Source organism: Vibrio sp. Vb1018 (assembly GCF_033338775.1).
GTDB lineage: Bacteria > Pseudomonadota > Gammaproteobacteria > Enterobacterales > Vibrionaceae > Vibrio > Vibrio alginolyticus.
The window spans coordinates 12,620-29,824 of sequence record NZ_JAWOTI010000021.1 but is presented as its reverse complement, the minus strand read 5'-3'; the positions used below and the strand labels follow the sequence as shown (position 1 = coordinate 29,824).

Annotated in this window: 15 protein-coding genes and 1 other RNA gene; 3 read left to right on the top strand and 13 right to left on the bottom strand. The window is 44.1% G+C overall.

The genetic code is table 11. The annotated features are described in order from the left end of the window. Window positions 1-187: 187 nt before the first annotated feature. The 6 genes from ycfP to hinT form a co-directional block, all read right to left on the bottom strand. Entirely contained in the window at window positions 188-730 is a 543-nt protein-coding gene (gene ycfP, locus R7Z10_RS18995; protein WP_318105645.1) for an alpha/beta hydrolase YcfP, read from the bottom strand. Window positions 731-805: 75 nt separating this feature from the next. Next, the gene (gene thiK, locus R7Z10_RS18990; RefSeq protein WP_318105643.1) at window positions 806-1,687 is read right to left on the bottom strand and encodes a thiamine kinase; all 882 of its coding nucleotides are present in this window, start codon (window positions 1,685-1,687) and stop codon (window positions 806-808) included. Between the two features lie 24 nt (window positions 1,688-1,711). Next, entirely contained in the window at window positions 1,712-2,302 is a 591-nt protein-coding gene (gene lpoB / locus R7Z10_RS18985; protein WP_005378467.1) for a penicillin-binding protein activator LpoB, read from the bottom strand. 66 nt (window positions 2,303-2,368) lie between these two features. Then, window positions 2,369-2,761, bottom strand: coding sequence for a YcfL family protein (locus R7Z10_RS18980; RefSeq protein ID WP_005378469.1), 393 nt, complete (start codon window positions 2,759-2,761; stop codon window positions 2,369-2,371). Next, on the bottom strand, window positions 2,761-4,158 hold the full coding sequence (locus R7Z10_RS18975) for a COG3014 family protein (protein ID WP_025766940.1): 1,398 nt from the start codon (window positions 4,156-4,158) through the stop codon (window positions 2,761-2,763). The genes R7Z10_RS18980 and R7Z10_RS18975 overlap by 1 nt, the downstream gene beginning before the upstream one ends. A gap of 69 nt (window positions 4,159-4,227) precedes the next feature. Then, window positions 4,228-4,578: a purine nucleoside phosphoramidase gene (gene hinT / locus R7Z10_RS18970; protein ID WP_005378473.1), complete on the bottom strand. Its 351-nt coding sequence runs from the start codon at window positions 4,576-4,578 to the stop codon at window positions 4,228-4,230. 269 nt (window positions 4,579-4,847) lie between these two features. On the opposite strand from hinT, the gene R7Z10_RS18965 reads away from it, so the two are divergent. Both R7Z10_RS18965 and R7Z10_RS18960 read left to right on the top strand, forming a co-directional pair. Further along, window positions 4,848-6,839 (top strand): methyl-accepting chemotaxis protein, encoded by a 1,992-nt coding sequence (locus R7Z10_RS18965; RefSeq protein ID WP_005378474.1) that lies wholly within the window; start codon window positions 4,848-4,850, stop codon window positions 6,837-6,839. 163 nt (window positions 6,840-7,002) lie between these two features. After that, window positions 7,003-8,163 carry a DUF1887 family protein gene (locus R7Z10_RS18960; protein ID WP_005378476.1) on the top strand — a complete coding sequence of 387 codons (1,161 nt, stop codon included), beginning with the start codon at window positions 7,003-7,005 and terminating at the stop codon, window positions 8,161-8,163. Window positions 8,164-8,319: 156 nt separating this feature from the next. On the opposite strand, the gene udp is transcribed toward R7Z10_RS18960, so the two are convergent. The 7 genes from udp to R7Z10_RS18925 form a co-directional block, all read right to left on the bottom strand. After that, the gene (gene udp, locus R7Z10_RS18955) at window positions 8,320-9,078 is read right to left on the bottom strand and encodes a uridine phosphorylase (RefSeq protein WP_005378479.1); all 759 of its coding nucleotides are present in this window, start codon (window positions 9,076-9,078) and stop codon (window positions 8,320-8,322) included. Between the two features lie 314 nt (window positions 9,079-9,392). After that, entirely contained in the window at window positions 9,393-11,699 is a 2,307-nt protein-coding gene (locus tag R7Z10_RS18950; protein WP_318105641.1) for a zinc/cadmium/mercury/lead-transporting ATPase, read from the bottom strand. Window positions 11,700-11,871: 172 nt separating this feature from the next. After that, window positions 11,872-12,291, bottom strand: coding sequence for a CBS domain-containing protein (locus tag R7Z10_RS18945; protein ID WP_005378483.1), 420 nt, complete (start codon window positions 12,289-12,291; stop codon window positions 11,872-11,874). A gap of 244 nt (window positions 12,292-12,535) precedes the next feature. Next, complete coding sequence (locus R7Z10_RS18940; RefSeq protein WP_005378485.1) at window positions 12,536-13,270, bottom strand: RNA methyltransferase; 735 nt, start codon at window positions 13,268-13,270, stop codon at window positions 12,536-12,538. A 212-nt stretch (window positions 13,271-13,482) separates the two neighbouring features. Next, window positions 13,483-13,579, bottom strand: an RNA gene (ffs, locus tag R7Z10_RS18935) — signal recognition particle sRNA small type. 137 nt (window positions 13,580-13,716) lie between these two features. Beyond that, window positions 13,717-15,720 carry a GGDEF domain-containing protein gene (locus R7Z10_RS18930; protein ID WP_138940035.1) on the bottom strand — a complete coding sequence of 668 codons (2,004 nt, stop codon included), beginning with the start codon at window positions 15,718-15,720 and terminating at the stop codon, window positions 13,717-13,719. A gap of 152 nt (window positions 15,721-15,872) precedes the next feature. Next, window positions 15,873-16,616: a hypothetical protein gene (locus tag R7Z10_RS18925; RefSeq protein ID WP_318105637.1), complete on the bottom strand. Its 744-nt coding sequence runs from the start codon at window positions 16,614-16,616 to the stop codon at window positions 15,873-15,875. Window positions 16,617-16,873: 257 nt separating this feature from the next. On the opposite strand from R7Z10_RS18925, the gene R7Z10_RS18920 reads away from it, so the two are divergent. Continuing rightward, window positions 16,874-17,176, top strand: a complete 303-nt coding sequence (locus R7Z10_RS18920) for a DNA base-flipping protein (RefSeq protein WP_005378570.1) — start codon at window positions 16,874-16,876, stop codon at window positions 17,174-17,176. The last annotated feature ends 29 nt before the right edge of the window (window positions 17,177-17,205 follow it).

The following is a 17,205-nucleotide window of genomic DNA, read 5'->3' as shown; positions in this document are numbered from 1 at the left end:
ACTACTCTACAACAAGGTGTTCGTGCTACATAGGAGGGAAGTAAGAAAACGGTAAGGAGAACACAATATTCAAAGCGTTAAACCAAGAAAATGTGCCTTTCAAAGAGACAGTGGCTCGGCATACTCAAGAGAAGGAATCGCAGCAAAGCAGCCGATAAAAACGCCGCTTTACTGTCTACACTCAACATTAATAAGTATTTTTAAATGCCTTTATCGCTTGTAAATGATGAGAGATTTTTTTGAACTTATGAGACTGAGTTTCATCCCAAATGATTTGATAGTGTTTTTCTAGCTCAGCTGCCGTTTTCGAATTGTCATGCACTTCATCATCTTTAGAGAGAATCACTAAGCAGTGCGCTTGGTTTTTCGCTCGGAACTGATCAACACATTTTGTTGCGATATCTTCGTACTCTTCTGGGCGATCGATTCGACCAGCCATCGTTTTTTCTGGGTGCAAGTTCGGGTTGAACATCACTTGCTTGATACCGCATAGAAAACCAATTCGCTCAGACCAGTAACCACCTAAACCTACCCCACAGATTAACGGGTTTGGGTCATCAGATTGATCGATAACTTTAGACACTTCTTTTAACAAGTGTTGCATGTCGTGCTTTGGGTGAAGGGTGCTGTAATTGATAAAACGAACGTCTTCGTCGATAAATTGCAGTTGAAGAACTTTTTCGTGGTTACCCGGGCTTGTACTGTCAAAGCCGTGTAAGTAAATAATCATCTGTACCTCTCCCTGTGTGTATCTGGTACTTTTATTAAAACTACCACTATTTCCTTACTATTAAAGGGGAAAACATCACGAGTTCTCAAAACAGTGATCTTCCATACACAATGAGCCTTTCAACTCATACGCACTGTTTAAGTATTGTTCACCTCCCCACAATTTATAGGCAAGTAGATACCAGAGCATCGCCATCACCAAGGTTCTTGGTTGCCAAGCGTGTACACCTCTCAGCCAAAGAGACACATCTTCGATACCTCGAATTTGGCAATACTGCTTTACCGCTTCTTCCACAGGCGCATTCGCGACCTGAATAGTTAAGGTCAAATCAAGCCTAGGGTCAGCAATCCCGGCATACTCCCAATCAATGACTTTCACCCCATTCTCTCCTCGCACTAGGTTATAACACCCCAGATCGAAGTGACATAGGGCAAGTGGAACAGGTGCAACGTTCGGTTCCGTGCGCCACTTCATGTACAAAGCATCAAACTCCGTACCCACATACTGACCATCAAGCTCAAGCCAATAATGATCGATGCGAGAAATATATGAAAATGGAACCAAAGGAATTGCGCTTATCGGATATTGATGAATCTTCGCCGCAATGGATAATAAATCGCTTAGTGCTAAGCCTGACTCCGTCAGCGCCTCTCCTTTTATCCATTCCACCAGCAACCCTTGCTCATGAATAAAAACTGGCTTGGGGCCAATTTCCAATGAAGAGACTGCATTCAGCACTTGATATTCACTGTGACGAGAAATTGAAAAAGCCTTGCAGACATGACTGGTCGGTCGCCAGATGTATGCAAGGCCTTGAGAAGATTCCAACCGCCAACAGCGGTTGGTTAGCCCCCCGGTAACAGTTTGTACTTTTACCGGAGGCTCCGTAAAGAAGCCATCGAGAGCGTTAAGACTCGGATCTAACTGTTTTGCTTGTTGCCAAGAAAACCATGCCATTGATGACTTCTCCACCCTGTTCGATTAAAGACCGAATAGGCTCTTAGATTGCGCTTTACGAATTTCAGTTTCATCCGCCCACTCAATCAAACCTGTTTCTAGGTCCATTAGGCGCATGGTCATCTTGTAGTATACATCTTTATCGCTACCTGCATTTTTCACAATGCTAGATAGGTTGCCGTAAAGCATGTATTGAGCACCAACCATTTTACCAAATTGGATCGCTGTGCTTTGGTTAACAAGCTCATCCGTGTTTTGGAAGTTAAGTTGTTCACGCACAGACTCAACACGATCCATATCAACAAAGCGGAACTTACCTGAGTTCAACATCTTAGTAGAGATCGTGTCAGTAATGGATTCAGTGTCAATATGTTCACTGGTTTTGTTCTTAATTCGCTCAACAAAAACGATAGGACGTTGGTCACGAGTAATTGCTGCTACAGAGCCCGACATCATCATGCTATCCACCATTTCAGCCGCGATTTTTTGTAAATCTGTTGAGCCAAAATCGATAGTCGTGGTTTCTGTTGCTTGCGCATCGCCGTAAGAGACTTTGTTAGAACAGCCACCTAAAATGACGGCAAGACCTAAAAGAGCAATAATACTTTTTTTCATGAGAGTTCCTTAGTTTTTCAATACCAGCGCATCGTTAGCGCGGCAGCTTCGGCAGAGCCGTTAAGATTAATCGTCTTGTGCTTCTCTAATTTGCACACGGAATTTTGTGCCATTTGGATTCACAGTAACTTCAGATAACGTGACTTGCTCAAATCCTCGCACAATCATTTTTCGCCACGGACCAGGTTTGGTATTCACTTCTAAACCATTGTTGTCATACCAATAAAATCGGTAAAGAATGTGCTGATCACCTTTGTAATTGCTACTCAGCTGCACGACTCCTCGTGGGCGATCATCAACGTAAGTGGTGGTGATGTTGTCAACTAATAAGCGACTACCTAAAACGTTATCATTAAAAAATACTTTTTGCGTTTGGCCATCAATTCGAATACCAGCCGTGTTTTCGGCGCATCCAACTAAACCAATAGCCATTGCTAAACAAACAAGCCATGCTTTCATTACAGTCTCCCTAGCTGTTTATGCCACACGGTTGAGTGTGCTCCCTGACGAGATACCCATACCAATGTAGTCTGCTGTGCAGGCACTTCAAACTGATAGGTTTGATCACCCAAGTTTAAACTTTGTGTTCCCGGTTTCACGATTTTTGAAGCCGTTTTCACTTGCGCTGGCAATGTTTGCCAACTTCTCGTATCTGGCTGTTCGGTCAATGTGTTCCATACATTGAAAAGTATGTTGCCCACATCATCGCCTTTTTTCGCCGCCTCTTTTCGGATTCGATCTTTTGCCCAAACACGAAGAGCTTGACGGATCACTATTGTAGTAAGACGTTCATTAAGATCGTTTTGCGCCATCGCATTAACATCAGTCAGCGTACTGGAAGGCAATACCTGACCATTTAAAACAACATCGCTAAAACGTTGAGCACCTCGGTTCTGATAATAAGGAAGCGCCAACGAATAAATCGCGCCATTATCGCGACTGTCGTAAATTGGTAAATCAATACGCCACCCTTTCATCGCCTCAACAACACCCTGCTCATCAATAACGATGACTCGCCCTTGTGACTGAGTTAATCCAGAAGGTGCTTTACCATACCGCTTCTCTAGCATGCGCAAGTCTTCACGCATGCCCAGCTTCTTAGCAGCGTATAAGGTGCTTTCCACAACTTGCTTGTTGTCTGGCATTACAGCGAGTGCTCGTCGGTAATCAACATAAGCACTGTTTAAGTCTCGCGACGCTTCATATAACAAGCCAGAAAGATAGAACAGATAACCATTTTGTACCGCGCTTAGTTTTTTACCAGCATCAGGGTAGTTCGCTAACACACTGCCTAAATTGGCAGACATGCCTTGCTTGTTAAGGTCTTTCTCTGCTGCTTTTAGCTCTTTTTCACGCGCCTTTCTTGCTGCTTCCTGAACTTGATTAGCTCGACGCACTTCAACTAGTGCCCCTTCTAAATCGTTTTTCTGTAAGTAATTTAGTCCTAGATACAGGTGCAAAAAGCCAAGTTCGTAATCGGCGGGATGATAGTCTTGGAGATTGTCGTTCACTGCGAGAGAGCCGACGCTCGTTGCCGTGTCTGACACAGATATCGTCGCTCGATCTTGTTGAACACGTACGGCACGATCGCTGCTTTCTAGCGCATTCAAACTTGTTGGGTAATCTTCAGCAAGAAAAGAGATGCGACCTTTTTCAAAATTGCCAAGTATCTCGCCACCCACTTCACTTGATTGAAGTTGTTTTGCTTTGGCATATTCCCCTGCAACAACGGCTTGATAAACTTCTTGATTCTGGTTGCTGTAATGGCTAAACAGATTGCCCGCAGATAAGTTCGCGCAGCCAGAGGCCATTAAAGCCCAGCTCATCAGCCCTAACAGCTTTACACCTAGTTTCACATTTATCTCCACAAATGTGTCATTCGACAGGAAAAAGAAGTGGGTGAATCACCACCCACTTTTAAAAGCTTAGCTCAATACCATTGGACCTAGAGGGCGGCCGCCTAGTAGGTGCATGTGAATATGGTAAACCTCTTGGCCACCATGTGGATTACAATTAACGATCAGGCGATAGCCGTCTTCAGCAATACCTTCTTCTTTCGCTAACTTTCTAGCAACAGTGAACAAACGCCCCATCATTGCTTCATCTTCAGCTTCTACATCATTCGTTGTTGGGATCAGTTTATTCGGAATAATGAGAATATGGCTTGGTGTGCGAGGGTTAATGTCGCGAAACGCAGTCACCAAATCATCTTGATAAAGGATATCGGCAGGGATTTCCTTGCGAATAATTTTACTAAAGATCGTTTCTTCCGCCATGAGGACTCCATTTTATAAACGTAATTAGACCCCAATTAGTATGCGCCAACCAAAAGCGGAGCTCAATAAAAACAGTGTTCACTTAACATTATTAATCAAATGCTAATTAACGAAGCTTTTTTTGTCGTGTGCGTCATAAAATGCGCATCACAAACTGAATACAATCCAATGAATTTTGTTACTTTTTTAAGACAATTATTATTTTTATACCCAAGTAAATTCAAAAATACTTGGGTAGCTTGTCTATTTCTGGGAGAGGAAGCTCACTTATGCGAGGTTCAGTTATTAAAAGGATGTATGCCGGCTTTGCACTGATCATCATCCTATTTGCCGTCACAATTGCCATTATGATGGGAGGAATGAGTGATATTCACGGAAAATTTGGCACGGTTTCTAAATCATCCCTACCGTTGGTATCGTTATCTAATCAAACCAGTGTTGAGCTGCTTTCTGCCGACAAATCATTTAAAGACTTCCTGACGACAGAGAATAAACAACGCATGGATGAAATGCGTCAGGAATTTGCTAGATCTCAACAGCGCTTCGAATCCACATTGGCTCAACTGAAAACCGCAAGCCAAATCTACCCTTCTCTTGCCGAACCGTTTTCACAGTTAAAAACGTTAGAGCAGAGCTATTTTACAGAAGCTCTAGAGGCCATGGACAACTACGAAGCAATGTTTGCGGCTCAAGAAGAAGTGCAAAAATCCTCACGCCGCTTCCAAAAACTGAATACCGAACTTTCGGTTGGTCTTAAAGAATATGTGGCAGATCAAACCAGCATTTCTGTCAAAGTCATGGCAAAGAGCTACTTTATCAAGTTAAAAGATGCCGAAGTAATTACCTCTGATGCCCTCGCCAGTTCCAACCCTGAGTTTGTTACGCAAGCCGTAGCTAAAAACCGCAAAGCAGTAACGCACTTGAATTACGCATTCCGCGGGTTGGTGACTCAGCTTCCTGAGCTAGAAAAAGCTTTTGGCGAATCTGTAGAGCAATTTACTCGTGACGTTGGTATGCGTGGCGGTGTGCTAGACCAACATAATAATTACCTCAATGCCCGCGCCGCTTTGTATAACAATATCGCCAACCTAGCAAATAAAGTGGATTCAACCATGGCGATTCTTGAGCAATTCACGACAACCGCAACAGATAAGCTCAATGAATCATTGGCAGACGCAGGTGACATATATTCGGCGGGTGTAACGAAAGCCATCATCATTGGCGTTATTGTCGTTTTACTCGCGACAGCTATTGGCTACCACATCGCACAAAGCGTTCGCGAACCGTTGACTCGTATTCTAAAAGTGTTAGAAAGCCTGACTGAAGGTGATATGACACAGCGTATCGACATTCGCTATAACAACGAATTCAGCCGTGTGAGTGGACACATTAACTCACTCGCCGACAACCTTCACGAGATCTTGGTGAAACTCAACGAAGCGTCAGAAAACCTATCGTCAACCGCGACAACCAACGAACGCACCTCTTCGCAAGCACAAATCAAATTGAGCTCTCAACGCGAACAAACGGCAAACGTCGCTACCGCGATGACAGAAATGTCCCATTCAGTGCAGGAAGTCGCGCAAAGTGCGCAAGGCTCGCTAGAAATGGTGCAACGCGTCGAATCTGCCTCTGAAGAAGGCAGAAATGTTATGAGCAGTAACATCTCAACCATTAATCAACTAGAAACACGTTTGAACGAATCGGTCTCCGCAGTTTCTGAGCTACAAAAGATGAGTGGTCAAATTGGGTCTATCCTTGATGTGATCCGCAACATTGCGGAGCAAACCAACCTACTGGCATTGAACGCGGCAATTGAAGCGGCTCGCGCTGGTGAACAAGGTCGCGGCTTCGCGGTAGTGGCAGATGAAGTACGAGTACTCGCATCAAGAACGACTCAATCAACCACTGAAATTGAATCCATGATCAGTAATCTGCAATCTAGCTCACAATCAGCAAACCAAGTCATACAAAGCTGTATGAGCGATATGGAGATGTCGGTTGAGCAAGCGTCAAAAGCGAACAGCTCAATGGAAGAGATCCAGGCGCTAATCATTGAGATCAGCCAAATGAGTACGCACATTTCACAAGCAGCAGCAGAGCAAAGTGAAACATCAACAGACATTGCTCGCAGTATTGAAGATATCAACAGCATCGCCGATGAAAGTTTCCAAGCCATGTCGAGTATCGCACAAACTAGTGAATCACTGACCCACTTGGCTCATCAGCAAAATGAATTGGTCCACCGCTTTAAGTTATAAATACTTTATAATTAAGAGCATTAATTAGTGCAATCAACTGTATAAGGGCGACTTTTTGTTAAGTCGCCCTTGTTTTTTGTCGGCCATGTCTACATATGATTAATAAGGCCAGCTCATCCCCTTGCACAACTCTTTTCGAGCGGCCTCATAAAAAGGAAAATCTATGGCTGTTCATGTTGGTATTATCGACCAAGACCCAGTGAGATTGGTCACTCCTCTATTAGATAATCGTACGCTAAGCACACATATCGTCTTCATCGGAGACAAGAGCCAGTTAGATATATTTGACCGACTGAGTGCCGTTTTAGATCAACGAGAAATTACTTCTGAATTTTTTGAAATTCCATCCGCTGTTAATACATCTCTGATCAAACAAGCAATTCAAAAACTGGCAAAAGATCTCCATGAACGCGGCGAAGATGTAAAATTGAACGCGAGCTGTGGTCTTCGTCATCGCTTGTTGTCGGTGTACGAAGTTTTCCGTACCTATCGCTGGCCAATTTTTGTGGTTGAGCCTAGTAGCGATAAGCTTTGTTGGTTATACCCTGATGGCAAAGAAGATACCCAAGTCGAAGATCACATTACGATTGCAGATTACCTCACTATCTTTGGTGCACGCGGCGAGTTTCACCACGTTGATTTACCACCTCTTCTTGATAAAAAATTGTATGAACTTGGTGAACGATGGGCCTCAAATGCGCTTGAACTTGGGCCAGGTCTAGCAACACTTAACTACCTTGCAACCACATGCCGCAAAGAACAAAAGCTTGATGTCGAGCTCTCCGAAAAACAGCAGGGCTACCGTGAGCTCAACATGTTGCTTTCAGATTTAGTAGAAGCAGAAATCGCCACCTATGAGAATGGCGTTTTAACGTTTGCAGATGAAGATGCTCGACGCTTTTCAAACGGTGAGTGGTTAGAAACTTTGGTTCACAGCACCGTGAAGCAAATCCAAGACACCATGCCGACGATCCAAGATCGATCGTTAAATGTTCAGGTTTATCGCAAACTTGGTGAAAGTGAAGTACGCAATGAGTTAGATGTCGCAACAGTTGTAAACAACAAGCTGCACATCATCGAATGCAAAACCAAAGGCATGAGAGATGACGGCGACGATACTTTATATAAGTTAGAATCGCTTCGCGATCTATTAGGTGGCTTACAAGCGCGCGCAATGTTGGTGAGCTTCCGTCCTCTTCGTCACAATGACATTACTCGTGCTGAAGACTTAGGGCTAGCCCTGATTGGCCCTGATGAGCTTAAAGATTTAAGAACGCACTTAACTGCTTGGTTTAAAGACGCGGGCGGTTCAGACGAGATATAGTGCCATTAAGAAAAGCTAAAATTCACAACGATAAAAAGCAGCATTAATGCTGCTTTTTTATACCTAAATTTTAGCTGTACGCATTTCTATAAGTAGAAAAAAACCAGAGGTTAGCCTCTGGTTTTTTCTGTTTGTTTAAATGCCAACTATAGCGGCTTAAAGCATTTTACGCGCTGCTTCTACAACCACTTTAATTGAACGCGCTTCCGTTTCTTTCAGAGTTGAATGATCTGGAATCTCTTTTTGTGTACGGTTGATGATAACACCAGCCACACAACCCGCTTTTAAACCAGAGCTCGCACACATTGTTAGCAGTGTTGCAGACTCCATCTCGAAGTTAAGTACGCCCATGTCTTGCCATTCTTGCATAGAGCCTTGGAAACGCTTAACAACACGACCAGAGAACGTATCGTAACGTTCTTGACCAGGGTAGAACGTGTCGCTTGATGCAGTCACACCCATGTGAACTGTAGCGCCAGACTCTTCTACCGCTGCTTTCATTGCGGTTGCTACTTCAAAGTCAGCAACTGCTGGGAATTCCATAGGAGCAAAGTGTAGGCTCGCACCGTCAAGACGAACTGACCCCGTCGTTACGATCATGTCACCCACGTTTACATGCGGTTGAATTGCACCCGTTGTACCAACACGTAGGAAAGTGCGAACACCAAGCTGTGCCAATTCCTCAACTGCGATAGAGGTAGAAGGACCACCAATACCTGTAGAACAAACCACAACAGGTTTACCGTCTAGCTCTGCACGGTATAGCGTGTATTCACGATGGCTTGCTAGAAATACTGGATTTTCCATTTGTTCTGCGATTTTTTGAACACGCGCTGGGTCACCAGGAATGATCGCTAGAGTCGCACCATTAAGATCAGCTTCAGTAACACCTAAATGGAATACAGCTTGAGACATAAGTCGCTCCTTATTGTGGCTTATTTTATGAACAATAAGCTCATTAATCAGTTATTGGGTACAGATGCACTGTAGCGAACCTTTCACCAACATAGAGTGATCACAATCACAATGACAAAATGTAATGAAAATGAAATTTCAAACAAAACTGGTATTGATCACACTTTAAGGGGCGTTAGATCATTTTGTTGCATAGCAATGCGTGATTTCAAGGACGAGAAAAACGTCTGATCGCATCAGGTGAATACGGTTAAAAAAAGCCCGATACACGAATGCCTCGGGCTATTAATGAGTGGGATCATTGGTTAGGTCAGCTATTTGATCTGTTTGGACTCAAAACGAAGTAATCTCAACGCATTCAATGTCACCAGTGCTGTTGCACCACTGTCAGCTAATACTGCAACCCACAACCCAGTAACCCCAAGTAAACTTGTCACTAAGAATACACCTTTCAAACCTAGCGCTAACGCGACATTCTGACGAATGTTACTTAGCGTCGCACGCGACAGTTCTATCATGGCAGGTAGCTCAATCAACCGGTTGTGTGTTAACGCCGCATCAGCAGTCTCGAGCGCAACATCCGTACCGCCTCCCATCGCAATACCAATGCTCGAAGCTTTCATGGCTGGAGCATCATTGATACCGTCTCCCACCATCGCAACGGTATGTTGTTGTGATAGTTTCTCGACGTAATGCACCTTGTCTGCAGGTAACAAACTCGCTTTATAATCCAAGCCTATTCTATTTGCCATTGCTTCTGCACTTCTCGGGTTGTCACCCGTTAGCATCACCGACGTGACCCCAAGTTCCTTCAACATTGCGATGGCTTGCTGGGCATCTGAGCGCAATGTATCTTGCCATGCGATCACGCCAATGACCTCGTCATCGTAACGAACAATGACAACCGTTTTACCTTGTTGTTCCAACGTAACCACTTGCTCTTTGGCTTCTTGAGAAAGTGGAAAGTCTGCCTTTGAAGGCGTGACCACTTGGACCATTTTTCCATCGACGTAACCAGTGACACCAGAGCCTACTTGCGCGGTTTTATCCAACGCTTCAGGAATAGTAAGCCCCTGCTCTTGCACTTTGGTAACTAAAGAAACCGCTAGAGGATGACTTGAACCAACCTCGATTGACGCAGTTAGGCTAAGTAACTTGTCTTCATCCATATCAAAAGCAAAGACGTCGGTCACTTCTGGTTTACCTTGCGTCAGTGTCCCAGTTTTATCAAATGCGACAGACTCAACCTTGCCAAGCAACTCAAGCGCCGCTCCACCTTTGATCAATGCGCCCCGCTTAGCCGCTGCCGCCAAGCCAGAAGTGATCGCCGCAGGCGTTGAAATGACTAATGCACATGGACAAGCAATCAACAGCAGGGCGAGTCCTCGATAGATCCACGTTTCCCACGGTTGGGCAAATAGTAATGGCGGCGTAACGATAACCATCAGAGACACCAACATCATTAGTGGCGTATACCAACGGCTAAATTTATCAAGAAAGCGTTCTAATGGTGCCTTACGGGATTCTGCTTCTTCAATCAAATGAAGAATTCGATCTATCGCATTCTCGCCCTGACGGGAAGTCACCTGTAAACGAACCACTTTATCGACAACCACAGCCCCGGCCATCACTTTGCCACCGGTTTGATGTTCAACGGGAACAGGTTCTCCCGTTAACGCACTTTCGTCAAAACTCGCAAGCGCATCTTGCAAAACACCGTCGGCAGGCAAACGACCTCCGGGTGCGACTTCTATGATATCCCCTGGTTTAAGCTGCGCAGCTGGTACTTCTTTGCGTTCACCATCAATAATTAAAATTGAATTTTCTGGGACTAAGTCCATTAACGCCTGGACACCGCTTCGCGCGCGAGATGATGCATATGCTTCTAACTTTTCACCAATAAGGAAAAGCAATAACACCATTGCGGCTTCGGCGGTTTCACCTAAATATAAAGCGCCGAGCGCCGCTACACTCATTAACGTTTCAATCGCAAAAGGCGTACCGCTACGCGCCAACTTAAATGCTTTGAGCGCGATTGGGTATAAACCAAGTAAACACGTCAAAGTGAATAACCAAGCGCTTATTTGAGGGTCGATCTTAGAAATTACTGCCGCAGTAGCCATTGCACCAGCAATCGAGAGAATTTGGATGTTGTCTCTTATGACGCCAAGCCAGCCTTTCTTTGTAGTGCTTGGTTTTGGAGCATCAAGTGAAAAGAGCGGGAAACCCGTTTTTTGGGCTGTCTGCTCTATCGTAGCTATCAGCTCTAGACCATCAAAATCGACGACCAGTTTTTCTGTTGCAAACAAAACCTTGGCTTGGCTGACGCCTTGTAAAGACGTAATGGCTTTCTCAAGCTTTTGCGCACAAGATGGGCAATCCATACCTGACACAAGCCAAGCGTTCCGAACGGAGGAATTACTCTCCCTTGTGGGATCGTCTTCCTCGCCTGTGTCAACGCTGCAGCCTCCTCCACTACAGCAAGAGCTTTCAGAAACATCAACACTGGCCTGAGAGATATTGAGCGAAGATTTTACTGGCGCACAGCATGACTCGCTTGCACCAAGCGGCACCGCAGTTTTGATTTTGCTAGATTGGCAACCTTGATGTTTTGTACACATAATTTTTTCCTTATTGGTATCGGTGATTTACCTATTGCTAAGGATAAACCTTAGAGTAAGCTCCAAGGTCAAGATAAATTTGTACAGTTCGGCGATAGAAAATAAAAAAGACGCCGAAGCGTCTTTCCAAACCAGTTTAAAAGCAATATTCCGTAAAGTTTAAACAGAGAGGTTAAACGGGATGCTTAAAACACTCATTTAATGTCATTCCTATGGCACGCAGCACGTCTCTTCTTGTGATAACACCAACCAACTTACCTTTGCCATCCACCACTGGATACATTTTCGGCTTTCCAACTTTCATCATGTCAGCCAGTTCAATTACTGACATTTCTGGAGAAACAGATAAGACATCATCATGCATACACTCTTGTACCGTATGTGTATCTTGGCAGTGATAACTTGCTTTCACCAACTTATCTAATAAGTCTTGCTCCGATAAAAACCCAACCACTTTTTCATTTTCATCAATGACAGGGCCACCTAGTGTGACACTTTGCATTACTTTGTTTAAAGCTGCCGAAAGTGACATATCTTTCGTGAAAGTCACCGCTTGCAACGTCATGTAATCTTTTACTTTTAATGAATGCATTCTTATCTCCTTAAGGGCATTTTATTGCGGCCTTTAGATAAGTGTCGCCTAATTTCCTGATTTTACTAAATGGAAAGGAGTAATTTTATTTATAGGCACAGCCTATTGAACTAAAACAAAATTAACTCACCGAACAACATTCACTGTATTTCGTTAAACGCAAGATTCAGCCAGGCTGATTTTTCTAGGCAAAATACAACAAAGCCAGTCAATTGACTGGCTTTGTTATTATGTAATTGTTGCGTTAGCTATGTTGGCGGCGCATGTTGTCTAAAATAATGCCAGTCGCCATCGCGACATTCAGTGATTCGGCACCGCCAAACGCCGGAATCGTGATCTTATCTGTCACGAATTTTGCTGCGGCTTCACGCACACCATGAGATTCGCTGCCCATCAACAAAATACCTTCAGCAGCGAAATCCGTTTTATGAACGCTCTCTCCTTCCAAAAACGCGCCATATACTGGCAATTTGGCGTGTTCCAAGTAACTTGGCAAATCCACCAAACTCACTTGTACGCGGCCAAAGCTGCCCATGGTCGCACTGATCGTTTTAGGATTATAAGGATCAGCACAATCTGTACTCGCAATAATGTGCTTGATGCCATACCAGTCTGCAACACGAATAATCGTACCTAGATTACCAGGGTCGGATACACCATCTAGCGCAATCATCAAGCCTTTCGCTTGAGGCTCTTTTACACTCGGAATTTCAACCACAGCAATGGCCGCATTATTGCTCACAAGCGTGCTCGCTTTGGTCAATTCATCAAGCGATGCTTCAACACAATCAAAACGATTTAGCGTACCAGCATTTTGTTCGAGAAATGCCGCTGTTGCAAAAACCTGCTTCACCTTCAATGAACTACTTGCTAGCTCTAGTACGTTCTTTTCACCCTGAACTAGGAATAAGCCATGCGCTTTACGCTGTTTCTTTTGACCTAAAGCACGAAGCAGTTTTAATTGGTTTTTTGAAATCATTAAAGTATCCCAGGTGAAAATGGTTATTCGGCGAGTGTACCCTAAACAATCTTCACGAAAGTTCGGTATCGAGCGGATGAGATTATAAATTATACCTAAATAACCTCAAGAAGCTTGATCATCAGAAGACGTTGAACACCAAGCGTAGCCAAAATAAAAGAAGGCTCAAAAACGAAAAAAGCCCTGCGATAACGCAGGGCTTTCAAAGGGTGGGACCCCAGCCACATCCCGGCACACAAGTCACACGCTGCGGCTGCTTCCTTCCGGACCTGACCGAGTTCACGAGCTATTGTTGCGAGAGGACCAGAGCCCCATAATTCTTTTCGAGAGGTCTTGCCTCAATCGATGGGGCGATTATTCAGTATCAGCTCTCATAATGCAAGAGCAAAAACCTTGAATTTCATCATTTCATTACCGTTTGAACAAAACTCGATCAATTCATTCCTTTATGATGAAACCGTGCAGTCACGATAAGAGGAGTCGTGCCGTGAGGACTGCTTACTCATGTACATGTCTTCATCAGCCAAATGCATCGCTTGCTCTAAGCTCATGTGCCGTTCCCTTTTTGCAGAGAAACCAATAGAGATACTTATAGACTCCAAATCACTACATAATTTGCCTTTCACATCGATTCTACTGAGCTCTCTCATTGCTCTAGTTAACTCGGCTTGCGTAGGATAACCCAGTAATATGAACTCATCCCCTCCAATTCGATAACATCTTCCCGACCAGACATAATGAATTTTTAGCGCCAGTAGTTGTAAAACTTCGTCCCCAGCGCGATGACCATAAGTGTCATTGATTCGTTTGAAATGATTAATGTCTAAGTAAAGTATGGATAGATCTTTGTTTACTCCTTTTCGATACTTTACTTGCAACGCACGACGATTCCTTAACCCTGTTAAGTTGTCAGTGTTCGATTGACGGTAAAGATAAAGCGAAACACAAATAGCAAACAATAATACAAAGATAAACACAGCTTGTGTTTGCGTCGCTAATCGAATCTCATATTCAAGTGCGGTACGCCAATCTGGGCGTACATCGTACTGAGCAATGATCTTATCAACTTCTAACATCGCTATCGCTCGACTGAAGAAAGGCGCAAGCATGGCTCCTTTTTCATTCGCGACCAATCCAACAGAGAGTTGTGACTCATAAAACTCGCCAATAGCGGTATCCTGCTCTATCGGAACCAATTCACTGAGACGTAAAAAATGATTGAGCATCGCCGTATCCATCGGAATGTAATCGACTTCTTCATTTAGTAGCCCCTGAATGAGCTCTTGTTGGGTACGATAACGTTTGAGTTCTTTTAGCGGTAACAGTTGCGTCATCATTTGATCGAAAAAGTCATCCTTAACTACGCCAATCCGCTCAGATATCAACTGTGAAACATGAGAGTATGTGCTCGGTTTGTAACCTAAACGCTTGACCATCACCGATGCTGGCGCGTAATGGGGCTTTGGAAAGTAGCTAAATGCGCGCCGCTCACGGCTGACCGTTAACGGCGCCAAAATTTCGAAATTACCTTGGATAAACTCATGGTACATAGAACCCCAGCTTTCACCAGGCTCACTAATGATCAAGCAGTTTAAAGCCAAGATCTCACAGCTTCTCAGGACTACATCAGCCGTCATCCCTTCGACACTACCATCTGCGTTGTATACAACATATGGAAAGATAGATTCGAGCTTAATCCGTATTGGTTCATTAAAATCAAGGGGTAATAAACGAATAGAATCACGCAACGCTGCTCGCCTTAATTCAAATTGATACTGGGAAATTTCTTCGCGAAGCTGCTTTTGCACCGCTTCCCCGTGAATAAACGTAGCGAACGTGTCCAACTCTTCAAGATGATGATCTTTTTTACTGATGATGGATACGGGCTTTATCGAAATCTGATCATTGAGCATCTTGGCGTCAAACCCCTCCATCAGCATCGGCTTGAGCTGGTTAATGGCATCGACAACGCCGTCCACAGCACCTGAACGTAGCAGTGTTACTGCTTGTTCGTGACCTTGATAAGAGATCTGTTCTAGCTCAGGGTAGTGTTGTTTAAGTAATTGGGCATAAACTGTATCTTTGGGGACGCCAACACGCGAAATGTCACTCAACGTCGAATCTTTTAAACCAAAGAGGTAGGTATATTCGATATTTGTTGGGCGGGAATAACTAAAACGTTGAGCACGTTCTTGTGTGTAAGTGATATTCGCAGCAAAGTCCGCTTCCCCATTCGCTACTGAATTTAGAATGGCATCAAAGCTGGAGTAGTTCACGTATTGAACGGTAAAGCCAAACTCCTCTGAAGCAGCATTGAAAAGAACACGAGTGACGACATCATCCGCTTCAGTCGCGACTTTATAATGAGCAATTAAAGGGGCTTCGGCTTTTACATTCAAACTCAAGAGGCAACATGCAAAAAGCAACAGTGTTCGAGCAAAAGTTGTCATGACAAACTTATCTTAAATCAACCACTTATATTGTGGTTATTATTATTGGAAGTGTAGTAAATATGAAATGAAGAACATATACTAATCTCCATTTTGTTCCACAACCAATTCGATACTCTGCCGCACATGTCACTTTTTACCTGACTAAAAACTCATAATTCAGCCTGTTCATCGCTACTACGTAAAATATAGTCAGTCATCCAAGCCGTCCCTAACAAACAGATCCAAACCACGAAAACAGGGTTTGGCACATCCGTGGTCGGGCTGACGACTAAAGCGGCAAAACCCACAGTCGGCAATGTCCAACATAATAATTTGCTCCAACGAATGGTATGTTGAAGCTTCGCAAGTGCTTCCATTGACGCTAACATTCCCGTCAAACTTAACGCCATAAGAACGGCGTACGGTAGGCCTGCAATCCACAATGGGAGCAACAAAAACAACGGCCACCAGCTGTGTTTATTGGATGGCGTCCAATGCGCAGCCGACCACCACATCGCCATAACCGCAATGGTTTGAACCACTGTAACCCAAGCAGACCCATCCAGCTTACCGCCTTGCTGTGTGACCATAAGACCAACTTGCAGTGTAAGTAAAATAAGACCAGCGGTGAGCAACACGCCTAAAGAGCTTCTACGAGAAAACACCACCATTAAAAGTGGGAAAAGGATCAAAACACCAACCGACAAAGCAATTGGCTGCATTGAGAGTGTCGCACCAAAAGCCATCATCGCGCCCAGCAATACTAAGCCAGCGAACCCACCTTGTGGCAGAACCCACAGCGCGGGGATCATAAGTGCAAGAACGGGAATGTCACCCTCGCTCAAACTCATCGCCCGAACGCAGACAACAGCGAGTAAGGTCGTAACGAAAAATTGAAGTGTCGATAAAATCATAGCGCCTCCTGGCTTCCCCACCTACTTGGTAACTCAACGGCAAAAACTGGGATTGAAAGTCGTTGAGAGGGTCTAGATTCAAGCTTAGCTTGCGTTTGCTTCATGCTGTTTAAGGCTCATCAACCAACGACACTAAAGAACAGAAAATGTAATTCTTCAAAGTGAGTCGCTGGCAACACAAGGGTTAAGAACCGTTAGCAATATACAAGTCCAATGGTTTACCATTCCTTAGTAATCCAAAATAGACACTTTTGAGTATGGACCAATTTTTAGCGCAAATCTTTGCTGTAATTCACCAAATTCCAAAAGGAAAAGTCTCCACCTATGGGGAAATTGCAAAAATGGCCGGTTATCCGGGCTATGCGAGACATGTTGGTAAAGCACTGGGTAACCTACCAGAAGGCAGCAAACTCCCCTGGTTTAGAGTGGTAAATAGCCAAGGAAAAATATCTTTAAAAGGCAGAGACTTAGAGCGACAAAAAAAGAAATTAGAAGCAGAAGGGATTGAAGTATCGGAAGTTGGCAAAACTTCACTTAAAAAATACAAATGGCAGCCTTAAGCTGCCATTTTTTGTTCTCAGTACGTCGT